The following is a 15015-nucleotide window of genomic DNA, read 5'->3' as shown; positions in this document are numbered from 1 at the left end:
GGGTCAATCACGGTCGCTGTGGTCGTCGCCGCGACCGGAAACGGTCTTCAGGGCAGCAAGCGCCCGGGCGCGGCCCTTCTCGTGTTCGACGATCGGCTTGGGGTAATCGCGCCCTAAAACGATCCCGGCGTCACGCAGCACTTCAGCGGGTGCGGTCCAGGGCGACTGTAGCCAGCGGTCCGGCAGGTGGCGAAGTTCCGGCACCCACCGACGGACATAGCCGCCGTCGGGATCAAACTTTTCGCCCTGCGTGATGGGATTGAAAATGCGGAAGAAGGGGGAGGCGTCTGCGCCCGACCCTGCGACCCACTGCCAGTTCTGCACATTGCTGGCCCGGTCGGCGTCCACCAGCGTGTCCCAGAACCAGGCTTCGCCTTCGCGCCAGTCGATCAGCAGATGTTTGATCAGGAAGGAGGCGACGACCATTCGCACCCGATTGTGCATCCACCCCGTCGTCCAGAGCTGACGCATCCCGGCGTCCACCAACGGGTATCCGGTCCGCCCCTGTCGCCACGCCTTAAGGCTCGCGTCGTCCTTACGCCAGGGCATGGCGTCATATTCGGGACGGAACGCGCGCTCGGCGATGTAGGGAAAATGGTGCAGCAGGTGCGCGGAGAACTCGCGCCAGCCGATCTCAGCAATAAATTTGTCGGACTCCGCCGACGACACCTTGCCATCTTTGGCTGCCTGTCGGGCTCGGTCTATCGCACGCCAAGGGCTGATCTCGCCCCAGTGAAGATGCGGCGACAGGCGGCTGTTGGCGCCTTGCCGGTCGGGAAAGTCGCGATCCTTGGCATAGGTCTTCAGGCCGGAAGGTATGAACCTGGATAAGGCCTGCGAGGCCCCATCCTCCCCCGGCGTCCAGTCGAAGCCCTTGGACCAATCCGGTCGGCGGGGGTGCAGCTTCCAACTGTCGAGGTCGTGGGATTGAACCGTTTTGGGCGTCTGTATCTGGCGGGGTCCGGTTGTGTGAGCCGGCGCCTCGGCCGTGGCCAGCAGGGCCCTCAAGAACGGAGTGAAGACCTTGTACGGTTGGCCCGAACCGTTCAGCACCTCGCCAGGGCGGCAGAGGAGGGCGCCATTGAAGCCCCGGCATTCGACGCCGTCCGCCTTGAGCGTATGGGCGATCTCAGCGTCGTACTCAAACGTCTCGGGTTCGAACAGGCGGTTCATGAAGACGACGTCGGCGCCGGTTTCGGCGATCAGCGCCTGGAGCTGGGTCGGAGCATTGCCCTTGCGCAGGATCAGGCGCGAACCGCGCTCTTGAAGCGCCGCATCCAGCGCCCTTAAAGACTTGTCGAGCCACCAGCGCGACGCGGCGCCCATCGGCCGTTCGCCATGCTCGTCCAGAATATAGACGGGCAGGATTGGTCGCCCGGTCTCCGCCGCGTGGTTCAGGGCGGGATTGTCATGCAGTCGCAGATCGCGGCGGAACCACAGGATGACAGGTTTGGTGGCCACGCGGGCGAACTCCGTGATAACTTGCGCTCATCCCTTCAGAGCGCCACCTGATGGCCCAATAGCTGCGGCAACAGCCGCCTCCACAACACCGAACGTCGAAAGAGCCGCCTCGTGAGCCGACCCAACGCTGTCATTACGTTGTCCGAAGGTCTTCGGACGCCTGTCGTCATCGGCGGCGGCGCAAGAATCGCTTTCATCGCCGGTCCTTGCCAGATGGAGAGCCGCCAGCACGCGCTGGAGACGGCCCATGCCCTGAAGGAAATCGGCGAGCGGTTGAACGTCGGCATCATCTACAAGACCAGTTTCGACAAGGCGAACCGGACCAGCGCCAGCGCCGCGCGGGGAATCGGTCTGAACGACGCCATGCCGATCTTCGCCGAGATTCGCGAGGCGACCGGCCTGCCGACCCTGACAGACGTTCACTCCGAGGTTCAGTGTGGTCCGGTCGGCGAGGTCGTCGATGTGCTGCAGATTCCGGCCTTCCTCAGCCGTCAGACCGACCTGCTGCTGGCGGCCGCCGCCACCGGCAAGGCGATAAACATCAAGAAGGGTCAGTTCCTGGCCCCCTGGGACATGAAGAACGTCATCGCCAAGGTGGTCGGCGCCGGCAATCCCAACGTCATGGCCTGTGAACGCGGCGCCAGCTTTGGCTACAATACTCTGGTCAGCGATATGCGGGCGCTTCCGGTGCTGCGCGAGATCGGCTGCCCTGTCGTGTTCGATGCGACACACAGCGTTCAGCAGCCGGGCGGGCAGGGCGCGTCGTCGGGCGGCCAGCGCGAGTTCGTGCCGGTGCTAGGGCGGGCGGCGGTGGCCGTCGGCGTTGATGCGGTCTTCATGGAAACGCACCAGGACCCGGATAATGCACCTTCGGACGGGCCCAACATGGTGCCGCTGAGCCAGTTCGAGGCTCTGGCCGCCGAACTGATCGCCTTCGACGACCTGGCCATCAAGATCGGGGCCAAGGCGCCGGTGGCGCAGGCCGCCTGAATCCTCTAGGTCGGGCCCATGTCTGACACCTTTGACCTGGGCGCCCTGCAAAGCCTGTTGGAGCGCGTGCGCGGCCTGAAGGTCGCCTGCGTCGGCGACCTGATGCTGGATCGCTACGTCTATGGCGAGGTCAGCCGAATCTCGCCCGAGGCGCCGATCCCTGTGCTCCGCACCAGCCGCACCGTCGCCATGCCGGGCGGCGTCGGCAACGTCGCGCGCAATATCGCGGCCCTGGGTGGGGTGGCGCGGCTGGGCGCCGTGATCGGCGGCGACGCGGCTGGGGTGGAACTGACCGCTCTGATCGCCGCCGAGCCGCACATCGAGGACGTCGTGGCGAGGCCGGCAGGCGCGTCCACAATCGTAAAGACACGCTTCGTTTCGGGCGGCCAACAGCTCTTGCGGTTGGATGACGAGGCTGCGCCGACCGGGATTCAGGATTCGGACGCGTTTACAGATGCCTCGGTCTATTTGCTCTCAGATTACGCCAAGGGTGTCGTCAGCGACGCGCTTGTGGCTTCCGCGCTGAACGCGGCGCAGACATCCGGGGCGCCAGTTGTCGTCGATCCAAAGGGGAGGGATTTCGCTCGCTACGGCGCCGTCGATGTCATAAAGCCCAATGCTTCGGAACTGGCCGGCGCTACCGGCCTGCCAGTCGGGACGGACGCCGAGGTCGAAACGGCGCTGGCCGCCTTGCTGGCCGCCACGACCGCCAAGGCGATCATCGTCACCCGTGCGGGCAAGGGCATGACCCTGGCGCAGCGCGGCGAACCCGTGAAGCACTTCCCCGGCCGGGCGCGCGAGGTCTTCGACGTGTCTGGCGCGGGCGATACAGGCTTGGCCGCGATCGGGTTGGCGCTGGGCGCCGGCGCGTCGCTGGAGATGGCGGTCGAGTTCGCTATCCTGGCCTCGGGCGTGGTCGTCGGGAAGGCCGGCACAGCCGTGGTTACACCCGCTGAGCTGATCGAAGCCGAACTGAGCCAGCACGCCACCGCTGCGGTATCCAAGGTGACGCCGTTCGACGAGCTGGCGGTTGAGGTCGAGGGCTGGCGACGTCAGGGCCTGAAGGTCGGTTTCACCAACGGCTGTTTTGACATTCTGCACCGCGGCCATGTGGCCTATCTGGCGCAGGCGCGCAGCTGGTGCGACCGTCTGGTCGTGGCGCTGAATACCGACGCATCGGTCAAGCGACTGAAGGGCGAGGGGCGACCAGTAAATGATCTGGACAGTCGCGCCGTCGTTATTGGCGGGCTGGCCAGCGTCGACCGCGTCACCAGCTTCGATGAGCCGACGCCGATCGCCCTGATCGAACGGTTGCGTCCTGATGTTTTGATCAAGGGCTCAGACTATACGCGCGAGGGCGTCGTGGGCGGCGATCTGGTCGAAAGCTGGGGCGGGGAGGTCAAGCTGGCGGATTTCAAGGATGGTTATTCGACCACGCGAACGATCGAGAAGATGACAGGGAGCGCGCTGTGACGCCGAGAATGATCGTCGTGACCGGCGGCGCCGGTTTCATCGGTTCAAACGTCGTTGCGCGGCTGACAGCCGAGACCGCCTATGATGTGGTCGTCTGCGATCGGTTGGAGACGGCCGACCTGGCCAAGTGGAAGAACCTGGCCAAGCACGCGATCGCTGACTTCTGGTCGCCCGAAGAACTGTTCGAGCAGTTGGAGCGCCACGCCGAGCGGATTGAGGCCGTGGTGCATATGGGCGCGATCTCTTCGACGACCGAGCCTGACGCCGACCTGATTCTGCGGACCAACTTCACCCTGTCGCGCGACCTATGGGACTGGTGCGCAATTCGAGGCTCGCGGATGATCTACGCGTCTTCCGCTGCGACCTATGGCGACGGCGAGACGGGCTTCAACGATGATGACGATGCAGATTCATTATCTCAGCTTCGTCCGCTAAACGCCTACGGCTACTCGAAAATGCTGTTCGATCAGCATGCAGTTCGGCAGGCGGATCGGGGTCAGGCGCCGCGCCAGTGGGCGGGACTGAAGTTCTTCAACGTCTATGGCCCGAACGAAGGTCACAAGGGCGGAATGAAATCGGTCGTGGCGCAAATCTGGCCCAAGGTCGCGGCGGGCGAGACCGTGACCCTGTTTCGGTCGCACAATCCGAACTATGCGGACGGCGGCCAGATGCGCGACTTCGTTTATGTCGACGATGTGGTTGATATCATCGAGTTTCTGCTCCAGTCGCCGCAGGTCTCGGGCATCTTCAATGCAGGATCGGGTCAGGCGCGGTCGTTCGCCGATCTTGCGCGCGCCACCTTCGAGGCCGCCGGCAAGACGCCGTCCATCGACTATGTCGATACGCCCCTGTCGATCCGCGACCGCTACCAATATTTCACCGAAGCCCGCATGGATCGCATACGCGCCGCAGGCTTCGAGGGGCAGTCCACGCCGTTGGAAGAGGGCGTGCGGCGCTACGTGCAGGACTTCCTCGCCACGGCCGATCCGTACCGCTGATGCGTCGGCTGACCTTCAGGCAATGGGTCGGATATGCAGGCTTCGTCGCCGTCTTCGTGCTGACGGCCGCCGTTGCGGTGTGGAGCGGCGACATTCTGAGGGCAGGGTTGGACCCTCAGGTGCCCTTCCAGACCTACAAGCCACCGCCCGCGCCCGACTATCGAAAGACATCCTCCTGGGCGCTGATCGACCAGGGCGCGCCCAACCAGGCGGCGATCTTCTTCGTCATGCCGACCACCTTCGATGGTGGCGCCGAGTGGAATGGGCCGATCGACGATGCGCGGGCCAACGCCTATATGCGGCGCGTCGTGCTGCCGAACTATGCGTCGCCCTTCGCCCGAGAAGGCAGGGTCAGCGTGCCCCTCTATCGCCAAGCCAGCCTTTATACCCGGCTGACCTTGCGTGATGACGCGCGCGAGGCGCGCGCCTTCGCCTATGGGGACGTGAAGGCCGCCTTCGAACTGTGGCTGCAACAGCATCCCGCCGGCCCCGTTGTTATCGCCGGCGTGGAACAGGGCGGAGAGCTGACGGCGCGTCTGGTTCGCGACCAACTCCGCGCCAATCCGGCGCTGAAGGACAGGCTTGTCGCCGCCTATCTGATTGAGACCTTGGTCGGGCGCGAGATGTTCCGGCAGGCGATCTCGCCCTGCGATGCCGCCGATCAAACGGGATGTATCGTGGCCTGGGCGTCGGTGCAGGACGGCGACGAAACGGGCGCGCGGCGCAAGCTGAGACGCGCTCTGGAATGGGATGATCGCGGCGATCTGGTGAACCTGTCCACTGACCCAATCTGCGTGAATCCGGTCACGGGCGCTGCGAGCCAGCCGCGCGCCGCGGCGCGTCAGCACAGCGGCGCGACCAATGCGACCGGCTTGGAATGGGGCGCCCGACCGGCTCTCACTGGTCGGTTGATCTCCACGGAATGCCGTGGCGGCCTATTGTGGCATAGCGCGCCGGACGCCGACTTTTTGACTGCTGGCGGAAGTTGGGCGGATCGGCGCAAGATCGTCCCCTACAACCTGTTTTACGGCGACATTGAACGTGACGTCAGCGTGCGTCTCGCAGCCTGGCGGGCCAAGCACGACCTTTAAGGCGGCCATCCTCTCGGTTTGTCTGGCGCCGCTCGCGCACAGCGGGTAGGCTTGCCGCGTCAGGGAGGGATCTGAATGGACGTGACCACCATCTTCGCCGGCGTCGTGCTGCTGCTGGCCATCGTGCTGTTGATCAGCGTGATCAAGATCGTGCCGCAAGGCCGTGAATTTACAGTCGAACGCTTCGGCAAATACACGAAGACGCTGAGCCCGGGCATCGGCTTTTTGACGCCGTTCGTGGAACGCGTCGGCCGCCGCATGAACATGATGGAACAGGTGTTGGACGTGCCGACCCAGGAAGTCATCACCAAGGACAACGCCATGGTGAAGGTGGACGGCATCGTCTTCATCCAGGTAATGGACTCCGCCCGCGCCGCCTATCGCGTTGATGATCTGCCTTATGCGATTTCGCAGCTGTGCATGACCAACCTGCGGACCGTGGTCGGTTCGATGGAACTGGATGAGGTGCTGAGCCAGCGCGACAGCATCAATACGCGCCTGCTGCATGTCATTGACGCAGCGACCGAACCGTGGGGCGTCAAGGTCAATCGGATCGAGATCAAGGATCTGACCCCGCCGACAGACATCACCAACGCCATGGCCCGTCAGATGAAGGCCGAGCGCGAACGTCGCGCCGTCATCACAGAGGCCGACGGCGAGAAATCCGCCGCCATCGCCCGCGCCGAGGGCGCCAAACAGGCCGCCATCCTTCAGGCCGAGGGTCGCAAGGAAGCCGCCTTCCGCGACGCCGAGGCGCGGGAACGTGAGGCCGAGGCCGAGGCTCGCGCCACGGCTATGGTGTCGGAAGCCATCGCCCGCGGGGACGTCAACGCCATCAACTATTTCGTGGCCCAGAAATACGTCGAGGCCTTCGCCGAACTGGCGCGCAGCCCGCAGCAGCGCACCGTCATCGTGCCCGCCGAAATGGGCGCCCTGGTCGGCACGATCGCCGGCATCGGCGAGATGGTCAGCCTGGCCAAGGATCAGAACTCGGCTGCGACGCCGCCCGTGCGGCCGGCGCCGCCCCGCCGCCCCGCCGGGGGCTCCGTTCCACCCTCGGCCTGATCGAAGGAGGCTGACCGATGATGTCGCTTGCTGATCTCTATGTCGCCCAGCCGTTCTGGATCTGGTTGGCGATCGGGGTTCTGCTGCTGGCGGTCGAGGCGATGTTCTCGACCGAATGGCTGCTTTGGCCCGCTGTTTCGGCCGGCGTTGTCGCGGTCATGACGGCGGCGGGCGTGCGGTTGGGGCTGCCGGGCGAGGTGGCCGTCTTCGCGGTTCTGACCGTCATCGCCACATTGCTGTCCCGCCGCCTGATCTCCAAAGCCAATCCCGACGGCCCCGACATCAATGACCGCGACAGCCGTCTGGTTGGCCAGCGGGCACGGGTGGTCGAGACGTTCGTCTCGGGCCGCGGTCGCGTCTTCATCTCCGGCGCCGAATGGCCGGCCGAGATCGTGGGCGAGGCGCCGCTTGAGGGCCAAGACGTGGTCGTGATGCGGGTGAACGGCTCTTTGTTGACGGTCCAGTCGCCGGTCTGAGCCGCAACGGTTGTCGCGGCGCCTTTAGCCAAATGTCGCGTCTCAGCGCCGAGGCAGTTCCGCGACGCCGCGATTCGCCAGCTGGTCGGCGCGCTCGTTCAGTTCATGCCCGGCATGCCCCTTCACCCATCGCCATTTCACGTCGTGACGCAGGCGCGCTGCATCCAGCCGCTGCCACAGGTCGGCGTTCTTGACCGGTTTTTTATCCGAGGTCAGCCAACCGCGCGCCTTCCAGCCGCGCATCCATTCGGTGATCCCCTGCATGACGTATTTGCTGTCGGTATGCAGTTCGACCTTGCAGGGCCGTTTCAGGGCTTCCAGCGCCATGATGGCGGCCATCAGCTCCATCCGGTTGTTGGTCGTGTTGGGCTCGCCGCCCCACAACTCCTTTTCGTGACCGCCGCCGGCTTGAAGCACGGCGCCCCAGCCTCCGGGGCCCGGATTGCCCTTGCAGGCGCCGTCGGTGTGGATGATGACGTGATCGGAGGGACTCATGGTCGCGCAGACCTACAGCCTCCCTTGGCGCGGGGCCATCACTGCGCCTATATGCGGGTCGAATAAGAGTGGATGGGATCGGATGACCGATCCCCGCGAGGAGATTAGCCATGGGCTCCATGAGCATCTGGCATTGGGCCATCGTCATCGTCGTCATCGCGCTGCTGTTTGGCGGCCGGGGCAAGCTGTCGGGCATCATGGGCGACGCCGCCAAAGGCATCCGCGCCTTCAAGGACGGCCTGAAAGACGAAGACAAGAAGGACGGCCCACACGAGGGCGTCAGCTCGCTGCCGCGCACCGAGGCGGAAAAGGAAGAGCTGAAGCGCTAGTCGTCGTCTGTAAGGGCTGACGCATGGGCGGGCTTGGCCCCGGTATCGGGGGTTTCGAATTAGTGGTGATCGGTCTGGTGGCCCTGCTTGTCGTGGGGCCAAAGGACCTGCCTGTCCTGATGCGTCGCGTCGGTCAGATGGTGGCCAAGGCGCGCGCCATGGCCAACGAGTTCCGATCCAGTTTCGACGAGATGGCGCGTCAGTCCGAACTGGACGACCTGCGCAAGGAGGTCGAGGCGCTGCGGACGGGGCAGGGGGCGATGTATCCCCTGGGCGCCGAGGCGGACGCCGCGTTCAAGGACATCAACGCCGGATTGACCGGGCCGACTGCGGCGGCTGTTCTGCCTGCGCCCGAGCCGGAGGCGCCGATCATGACGCCTGCGGTTGACGAATGGCCGGATACGCCGGCGGCTTTTGAGCCGGTCACGACGACGAAACCGAAGCGAACGCCCCCAAGGGCCAAGGCGGGGACGGGTGTTTCGGGATCGGCGACGGACAAACCTCGCACAGTCGCCAAACCGAAGACCGCCGCGCCTGCCGCCAAGACCAAGCCTGCAGCCACCAAGTCCAAGACCTCGCGCAAGAAAGCCGTTGACCTGTGACGCCTTCCGATCGTGACGAGGCCGAGATCGAGGCGTCGCGCGCGCCCCTGATGGATCACCTGATCGAGCTGCGCGGGCGGCTGCTCATCTGTGTGGTGGCTTTCTTCCTGGCTTTCGTCCTTTGCTTCGCCTTCGCCAATCAGATCCAGATTGCGCTGATCAAGCCGTATCAGGCCGCCGTGGCGATCCATGCCGCAGCTTTGGCGACGGGCGGGCACGCCAATCCCATCGAACTGATCGCGGTGATGACGGGAATCAGACCCTATCCGCCAGGGAGCGCCGCCGTTGTCCAACTGATCGCCACGGCGCCGCTGGAACAGCTCTTCACCAAGATGAAAATCGCAGCCTTTGGTGCGGCGGTCCTGACCTTCCCGGTCATGGCGTGGCAGATGTACCGGTTCGTGGCGCCGGGCCTCTATCGCAACGAGCGCGGGGCGTTTCTGCCGTTCCTGATCGCCGCGCCCGTGATGTTCTGCCTCGGCGGGGCGTTGGTCTATTACGTCATGCTGCCGTTCGTGATGCTGTTCTCGTTGAGCCAGCAGGTGGCGACCGACGGCATATCCGTGGCGCAAACCACAAAGATTTCCGACTACCTCAGCTTGGTCACCTCCCTGCTGCTCGCCTTCGGTCTTTGCTTCCAGCTTCCTGTGGTGACGACTCTGCTGGGCCTCGCCGGTCTGATTAGCTCCAAGGTCATGGCGGCCGGTCGTCGCTACGCCATCGTGGCGGTCGTCGTGGTCGCGGCGGTCGTCACGCCGCCCGATCCGATCAGCCAACTGATGCTGGCTGTGCCGCTGGTCATTCTCTACGAAATTTCAATCTGGTGCGTGCGGCTGATCGAGCTGCGCCGCAAGAAGGCGGACGATCTGGAAGCCGAGATGGCTTAGCGCCACGGCGGCGTGTCGATCGCTGCTCGAAGCAGTCAAGCCACGCAAAAAAAGGGCCGGGGAGCGATCCCCGGCCCTTTGTCTTGACTGCGATCAGGTGATCAGCAGCTGTAGTACATGTCGAACTCGACCGGATGCGGGTGCAGTTGCAGACGCATCACCTCTTCCATCTTCAGTTCGATGTAGCTGTCGATGAAGTCGTCATCCATGACGCCGCCCTTCTTGAGGAAGGCGCGGTCCTTGTCCAGGTTCTCCAGCGCTTCACGCAGCGAGCCGCAGACCTCGGGGATCGAGCCGCGCTCTTCCGGCGGCAGGTCGTAGAGGTTCTTGTCGGCGGGCGCGCCCGGATCAATACGGTTCTCGATCCCGTCCAGACCGGCCATCAGCAGGGCGACGAAGGTCAGATAGGGGTTGCCCATCGGATCGGGGAAGCGGGCTTCCAGACGCTTGGCCTTGGGCGAGGAGACGTGCGGGATACGGATCGAGGCCGAACGGTTACGGGCCGAATAAGCCAGCTTCACCGGGGCTTCATAGCCGGGGACCAGACGCTTGTAACTGTTGGTGGTCGAGTTAGCGAAGGCGTTGATGGCCTTGGCGTGTTTGATGATGCCGCCGATGTACCACAGACATTCCTGCGACAGACCAGCGTACTGGTCGCCGGCGAACTGGGGCTTGCCGTCCTTCCAGATCGACATGTGAACGTGCATGCCCGAACCGTTGTCCGCAAACATCGGCTTGGCCATGAAGGTCGCCGACTTGCCGTATGCGTGGGCCACATTGTGGATCACGTACTTATAGAGTTGCAGGCGGTCGGCCATGGTCAGCAGGTCCGAGAACTTCAGGCCCAGTTCGTGCTGAGCCGGAGCCACCTCGTGGTGGTGCTTCTCGGGCTGAAGGCCCAGATCGCGCATGACGCCCAGCATTTCGCCGCGCAGGTCCTGTCCGGAATCGACCGGATTGACGGGGAAATAGCCGCCCTTGGGCCCAGGGCGATGGCCCATGTTGCCTTCGGAATACTCAGCGCCGGTGTTGGCGGGCAACTCGGTCGAATCGTAGCTGTAGCCGGTGTCGTGCGGCTGGGTGGACCAGCGTACGTCGTCGAAGATGAAGAACTCGGCCTCCGGTCCGAAGAAGACCTGGTCGCCCACGCCCGACGACTGGACGTAGGACAGCGCCTTCTTGGCCATCGAGCGGCTGTCGCGGTTGTAGGGCTCGCCGGTGTCCGGGTTCAGCACGTCGCAGAACAGGAACATCGTCTTCTGTTGATAGAAGGGATCGATATAGGCCGTGGTCAGGTCCGGCTTCAGCAGCATGTCGGACTCGTTGATGGCCTTCCAGCCGGCGATCGACGAGCCGTCGAACATCGTGCCTTCGTTCAGGAAGTCCTCGTCGACCAGATCGACGTCGAAGGTGACGTGCTGCAGACGGCCGCGCGTGTCGGTGAAGCGGACGTCCACATATTGGACCTCCTCATCCTTGATCTCTTTAAGGATCTTGCTGGCGCTCATTCTCGAAAAGTCCTGTTCTTGTCGTTTGGGGAGGAGACCGGACAGCGACCCGAGGGCCGAGGGCCGGGGAGGGTAGTCAGGTCAGACGGCTTGGGCTCCGGTTTCGCCGGTGCGGATGCGGATCACCTCGGCGACGTCGGACACGAAGATCTTGCCGTCGCCGATCTTGCCTGTGCGAGCCGAGGTCTGAATGGCCTCGACAACTGCGGGCGCGAGGTCGTCGGCGACAACCACCTCGATCTTAATCTTGGGCAGGAAGTCGATGACGTATTCCGCGCCGCGATACAGTTCGGAATGACCCTTCTGGCGGCCATATCCCTTGGCCTCCAGCACGGTCATGCCTTGCACGCCCACGTCCTGGAGCGCCTCTTTGACGTCATCCAGCTTGAAGGGCTTGATGATGGCTTCGATTTTCTTCATGGCGACCCCGGAGCGGCGCACGGAATGCAGCGGCGCTCGGGCGCGAATGGGACACAGCAGGACCGCTCAAAGCAAGCGATTTTCGCAGACTGGCGAAGGATAATCGGAACGCGGATGATAGAAACCAACGACCCGGCGATCTGGCGCAATTTTCTGCCTTGGCCGAGCGCGGAAACGCACAAGCATGCGCGTGGACGTTTGGCCGTCGTTTCAGGAAAGGCGCATCAGACAGGCGCTGCGCGGCTTGCAGCCCATGCCGGTCTCAGGATGGGCGCTGGGGTCGTGCGAATCCTTTGTCCGCCAGATGCGGCGTCAGTGATCGCACCGGCTGTGCGGGCGGTGATGTTGACGCCCTTTTCTTCACCCGAGAACTTAGGCCGAGAAGCCGCCGGCAGCGACGCCGTGGTGATCGGGCCGGCCGCAGGCCTGGACGATGCGACGATCGCGAACATTCAGGCGCTGGGCTCGACCGGCGCCGTTCTGGTGATCGACGCCGATGGCCTGTCGGTCTTCAAGGGGCGAACAGCCGAACTGTTCGCGGTTTTAGATCGCGACGATATCCTGACGCCACATGAAGGCGAGTTCGAGAGGCTTTTCCCAGGTTTGCTCACTCAGGGCCGCGAAGTCGCCGTTCAGGAGGCCGCGCGATTGGCTCAGGCGACGATCGTTCTGAAAGGCGCGCAGACCCTGATCGCGTCCCCGGACGGGCGAGTACGCCGAAACGAAAACGGCTCGCCGTGGCTGGCGACAGCGGGAACCGGGGATGTGCTCGCCGGCATGATCGGCGGATTGGCGGCCCAGCGGATGGAGAGCTTCGACGCGGCCTGCGCCGCCGTGTGGCTTCATTCGGATGCGGCGCACACGTTCGGTCCCGGACTGACTTCGGATGACCTGCCGGACTGTTTGCCCAGGGTTTTATCAGAGATGCGGAGTTCGGCGCTGGACTAACACGACCATCTGCGAAGCGGCTGCCCAGCAAAGCCAAGACAGAGTTGAAGGTAGCCAGCCCCTGACGGGTGGGCTGAGCGGAGGGCATGCCGACGATGGAACATCGGTACTCTGCACACGTTTTGGCTGCCGACAAGGAGTTCACGATGAAGCGATCCATCCCACTTGCCGCGGCCTTAGCTCTCGTTCTTGGTTCCTCCAGCATCGCCCTAGCTCAGCCCGGACAGGGCGGCGGGCACGGCAACGGGAAGGGCAGGGGCGACCATCGCGAAGGCGGACCTGGCCGGGATGGTCCTGGGCGCGGCGATCAGGAGGCGCGTGAAGGTCGTGATGATGGGCCAGGTGGAAGGGGCGGGCCGGCAGCCCACGTCGATGTTCGTCAGCCAGCATTTGTTGGTGAGCGCACGAACGGAAAGAACCGGATGTCCGAGCGCGACCTCCGTCGCGAGATCGAGCGTCGTGCGGATGTCATGGCAGGCAGCCCAAGGGATGCTCGGCGAGAGTTGGATCGCCGCATCGACCGTGAGCGTGATCGCCTAGTCTATGGACGGGGTTTTGATCGCGCCGTGATCGACGGTTGCCCTCCCGGGCTTGCCCGAAAGAACAACGGCTGTCTCCCGCCCGGCCAAGCGCGCAAGATTGTCGACGCGAGAGAGGATTATGCCCGCTACAACTATTTGTGGCGCACTCGCGCAGATGAAGCGAACTACATGTACCGCGACGGATACATGTATCGATACAACACCCAAGGCGGCCTGCTCGGTTACCTGCCAGTTCTCGGCGGCGTTCTTTCACAGGGCAATGTCTGGCCGACGCGATACGAATATCAGCCGGCCCCTCAGTACTTCTCTGACTATTACGGGCTGAATGACCGGTACCAGTACCGCTATGCTGATGGCGTGCTCTACGGTGTGGATCCACAGACCCAAGGGATCGGCCAGATCGCGGCGCTCCTGACCGGGCAACAGTTCAACGTCGGCCAGCGCATGCCGGCGGGTTACGACGTCTACAATGTGCCCTACGCCTATCGCGACCGGTACGTCGACAGCCCACAGAGCCTGTATCGCTACAATGACGGCTATGTGTATCAGGTCGACCCCACCACTCAGGTGGTGCAGGCCATCATTCAGCTGCTGACGTGAGCGAGGGCCTAATGCGTAACACCAATGTGTGGGCGTTGGCGCCGATGATGGCGCTCGCCCTGGCTGCTTGCGGTGACAACGAAGGTTCGGCGACCTCGAAGTCCGGGGCCGTGCTTGCGGCTGCGCCCTCAACGAAGACGCTGGACGCGGAAATCCGTGATAACGCCGACTTGGACACGCTGGATGGCGTGATCAAGGCTGCGGGTCTGCCAGAGGTGCTCGCGAGCAAAGGCCCATACACCGTCTTCGCGCCCTCGAACGCGTCACTCAGTGGATTGAGCGGGTCCCTGACTGGTGACGCGCAAAAGGCGCAAAGCGCGGCGCTTCTGCGCGCCCACATTGTGCCTGGGGCACTGACGCGCGCAGATATCCTTGCAGCGATTCAGCGCGGCGGCGACGATGGCATCCAGATGCGCACGATGGCGGACACTCTGCTGACCTTCAGCCGCGATGGAGACAAAATCCTGGTCACCGCGCCAGATGGAGCCGTTGCCCACTTGACCGGACGTGAAACACAAGCCGCCAACGGCGTGCTTCAGCCCACGGACGGCGTCCTCGTGAAATCAAGCTGAGGACTAATCTGAGCTAAGATTCAGCGACCTGACTTCGAAGATGGACGACTTGGGCGGCCGTTGTATAATCAAAGTGGTGTAGCCAATAGATTGCTTGCTTATCAGCGCCTTATCAGAAGACGATCGGGATTGGTCTTACGCCGGGGGATTGGACGACGTCGATCCTGATGCCTCACTGCGGCGGATCAGCGCCGCCGGCTTGGGAAAACCGTCGCTCGCTGGAGTTCAGTGACACCCGGCGCCTGAGGTGTTGCCGTAGTTGCTGGATGACAGTTACGTCAGCCTGAGGGTGCGTTGATGGATCCAATCCCTACGGGCGCAAATGGTCCATGTGCGCCCCAGCGTGATCATCGCCTTGTACAAGACAAGCCAAGGCCCACGCTCTTTATCTCCCGTCCCAACGTCCGTCATGCTTGTGCACGACCAGACCAAGGACACCGATGGCGACAGGGCCCTATACATGGCGCGCTGCCGCCAACACGACTAATGACAGTGCCATGCACCATGCGCGAAAATGTACGACGTTGGCGAGCTTAGATGTCGGCCTTCCCGGCGCCC

16 protein-coding genes are annotated in these 15015 nt (G+C 63.8%); 12 read left to right on the top strand and 4 right to left on the bottom strand.

What is annotated here, in order from left to right; all coding sequences use genetic code 11:
- Nucleotides 1–3 precede the first annotated feature (3 nt).
- Nucleotides 4–1461 (bottom strand): cryptochrome/photolyase family protein, encoded by a 1458-nt coding sequence (locus JX001_RS10305; RefSeq protein ID WP_241004608.1) that lies wholly within the window; start codon nt 1459–1461, stop codon nt 4–6.
- 111 nt (nt 1462–1572) lie between these two features.
- Here JX001_RS10305 and kdsA point away from each other — a divergent pair, with 111 nt between their 5' ends.
- The 6 genes from kdsA to JX001_RS10275 all read left to right on the top strand — a co-directional run bounded on the left by kdsA (nt 1573) and on the right by JX001_RS10275 (nt 7554).
- The gene (kdsA, locus tag JX001_RS10300; protein WP_205680998.1) at nt 1573–2451 is read left to right on the top strand and encodes a 3-deoxy-8-phosphooctulonate synthase; all 879 of its coding nucleotides are present in this window, start codon (nt 1573–1575) and stop codon (nt 2449–2451) included.
- A gap of 18 nt (nt 2452–2469) precedes the next feature.
- Nucleotides 2470–3924, top strand: a complete 1455-nt coding sequence (gene rfaE2 / locus JX001_RS10295) for a D-glycero-beta-D-manno-heptose 1-phosphate adenylyltransferase (protein ID WP_205680997.1) — start codon at nt 2470–2472, stop codon at nt 3922–3924.
- 8 nt (nt 3925–3932) lie between these two features.
- Nucleotides 3933–4922 carry an ADP-glyceromanno-heptose 6-epimerase gene (rfaD, locus tag JX001_RS10290; protein WP_205683152.1) on the top strand — a complete coding sequence of 330 codons (990 nt, stop codon included), beginning with the start codon at nt 3933–3935 and terminating at the stop codon, nt 4920–4922.
- The gene (locus JX001_RS10285; protein ID WP_205680996.1) at nt 4922–6013 is read left to right on the top strand and encodes a DUF3089 domain-containing protein; all 1092 of its coding nucleotides are present in this window, start codon (nt 4922–4924) and stop codon (nt 6011–6013) included. The genes rfaD and JX001_RS10285 overlap by 1 nt, the downstream gene beginning before the upstream one ends.
- Nucleotides 6014–6088: 75 nt before the next feature.
- Complete coding sequence (locus JX001_RS10280; RefSeq protein WP_066551520.1) at nt 6089–7078, top strand: SPFH domain-containing protein; 990 nt, start codon at nt 6089–6091, stop codon at nt 7076–7078.
- A gap of 17 nt (nt 7079–7095) precedes the next feature.
- On the top strand, nt 7096–7554 hold the full coding sequence (locus JX001_RS10275) for an NfeD family protein (protein ID WP_205680995.1): 459 nt from the start codon (nt 7096–7098) through the stop codon (nt 7552–7554).
- A 42-nt stretch (nt 7555–7596) separates the two neighbouring features.
- On the opposite strand, the gene rnhA is transcribed toward JX001_RS10275, so the two are convergent.
- Nucleotides 7597–8049 (bottom strand): ribonuclease HI, encoded by a 453-nt coding sequence (rnhA, locus tag JX001_RS10270; protein ID WP_205680994.1) that lies wholly within the window; start codon nt 8047–8049, stop codon nt 7597–7599.
- Between the two features lie 110 nt (nt 8050–8159).
- Here rnhA and JX001_RS10265 point away from each other — a divergent pair, with 110 nt between their 5' ends.
- From JX001_RS10265 to tatC, 3 genes are read left to right on the top strand one after another with little or no spacing between them, the layout of a single operon-like run.
- Nucleotides 8160–8378, top strand: coding sequence for a twin-arginine translocase TatA/TatE family subunit (locus JX001_RS10265; RefSeq protein ID WP_017503863.1), 219 nt, complete (start codon nt 8160–8162; stop codon nt 8376–8378).
- Nucleotides 8379–8401: 23 nt separating this feature from the next.
- Nucleotides 8402–8980 carry a Sec-independent protein translocase protein TatB gene (gene tatB, locus JX001_RS10260; RefSeq protein WP_205680993.1) on the top strand — a complete coding sequence of 193 codons (579 nt, stop codon included), beginning with the start codon at nt 8402–8404 and terminating at the stop codon, nt 8978–8980.
- Complete coding sequence (tatC, locus tag JX001_RS10255; protein ID WP_205680992.1) at nt 8977–9867, top strand: twin-arginine translocase subunit TatC; 891 nt, start codon at nt 8977–8979, stop codon at nt 9865–9867. The genes tatB and tatC overlap by 4 nt, the downstream gene beginning before the upstream one ends.
- Nucleotides 9868–9968: 101 nt before the next feature.
- Here tatC and glnA read toward each other — a convergent pair whose 3' ends face one another.
- Nucleotides 9969–11375, bottom strand: coding sequence for a type I glutamate--ammonia ligase (glnA, locus tag JX001_RS10250; RefSeq protein ID WP_066551526.1), 1407 nt, complete (start codon nt 11373–11375; stop codon nt 9969–9971).
- Between the two features lie 81 nt (nt 11376–11456).
- On the bottom strand, nt 11457–11795 hold the full coding sequence (locus tag JX001_RS10245; protein WP_008261682.1) for a P-II family nitrogen regulator: 339 nt from the start codon (nt 11793–11795) through the stop codon (nt 11457–11459).
- Between JX001_RS10245 and JX001_RS10240 the strand changes: the two genes are divergently transcribed.
- The 3 genes from JX001_RS10240 to JX001_RS10230 all read left to right on the top strand — a co-directional run bounded on the left by JX001_RS10240 (nt 11718) and on the right by JX001_RS10230 (nt 14457).
- Nucleotides 11718–12743, top strand: coding sequence for an NAD(P)H-hydrate dehydratase (locus JX001_RS10240; protein WP_241004607.1), 1026 nt, complete (start codon nt 11718–11720; stop codon nt 12741–12743). The genes JX001_RS10245 and JX001_RS10240 overlap by 78 nt on opposite strands.
- Before the next feature lie 146 nt (nt 12744–12889).
- Nucleotides 12890–13885, top strand: a complete 996-nt coding sequence (locus tag JX001_RS10235; RefSeq protein WP_205680991.1) for a hypothetical protein — start codon at nt 12890–12892, stop codon at nt 13883–13885.
- A gap of 11 nt (nt 13886–13896) precedes the next feature.
- Nucleotides 13897–14457 carry a fasciclin domain-containing protein gene (locus JX001_RS10230; protein ID WP_205680990.1) on the top strand — a complete coding sequence of 187 codons (561 nt, stop codon included), beginning with the start codon at nt 13897–13899 and terminating at the stop codon, nt 14455–14457.
- Nucleotides 14458–15015 lie beyond the last annotated feature (558 nt).

The organism is Brevundimonas fontaquae, assembly GCF_017086445.1.
Taxonomy (GTDB): domain Bacteria; phylum Pseudomonadota; class Alphaproteobacteria; order Caulobacterales; family Caulobacteraceae; genus Brevundimonas; species Brevundimonas fontaquae.
The sequence above is the reverse complement of the archived record's forward strand: the minus strand, read 5'-3'. Positions and strand labels throughout refer to the sequence as shown.

Excerpts from the sequence above, each read along its gene's own strand:
- JX001_RS10230 (WP_205680990.1), top strand. The coding sequence starts at position 13,897 with ATGCGTAACACCAATGTGTGGGCGTTGGCGCCGATGATGGCGCTCGCC.
- JX001_RS10235 (WP_205680991.1), top strand. The coding sequence starts at position 12,890 with ATGAAGCGATCCATCCCACTTGCCGCGGCCTTAGCTCTCGTTCTTGGT.
- JX001_RS10245 (WP_008261682.1), bottom strand. The coding sequence starts at position 11,795 with ATGAAGAAAATCGAAGCCATCATCAAGCCCTTCAAGCTGGATGACGTC.
- JX001_RS10275 (WP_205680995.1), top strand. The coding sequence starts at position 7,096 with ATGATGTCGCTTGCTGATCTCTATGTCGCCCAGCCGTTCTGGATCTGG.
- tatB (WP_205680993.1), top strand. The coding sequence starts at position 8,402 with ATGGGCGGGCTTGGCCCCGGTATCGGGGGTTTCGAATTAGTGGTGATC.
- rfaD (WP_205683152.1), top strand. The coding sequence starts at position 3,933 with ATGATCGTCGTGACCGGCGGCGCCGGTTTCATCGGTTCAAACGTCGTT.
- rfaE2 (WP_205680997.1), top strand. The coding sequence starts at position 2,470 with ATGTCTGACACCTTTGACCTGGGCGCCCTGCAAAGCCTGTTGGAGCGC.
- JX001_RS10285 (WP_205680996.1), top strand. The coding sequence starts at position 4,922 with ATGCGTCGGCTGACCTTCAGGCAATGGGTCGGATATGCAGGCTTCGTC.
- glnA (WP_066551526.1), bottom strand. The coding sequence starts at position 11,375 with ATGAGCGCCAGCAAGATCCTTAAAGAGATCAAGGATGAGGAGGTCCAA.
- rnhA (WP_205680994.1), bottom strand. The coding sequence starts at position 8,049 with ATGAGTCCCTCCGATCACGTCATCATCCACACCGACGGCGCCTGCAAG.
- JX001_RS10265 (WP_017503863.1), top strand. The coding sequence starts at position 8,160 with ATGGGCTCCATGAGCATCTGGCATTGGGCCATCGTCATCGTCGTCATC.
- JX001_RS10280 (WP_066551520.1), top strand. The coding sequence starts at position 6,089 with ATGGACGTGACCACCATCTTCGCCGGCGTCGTGCTGCTGCTGGCCATC.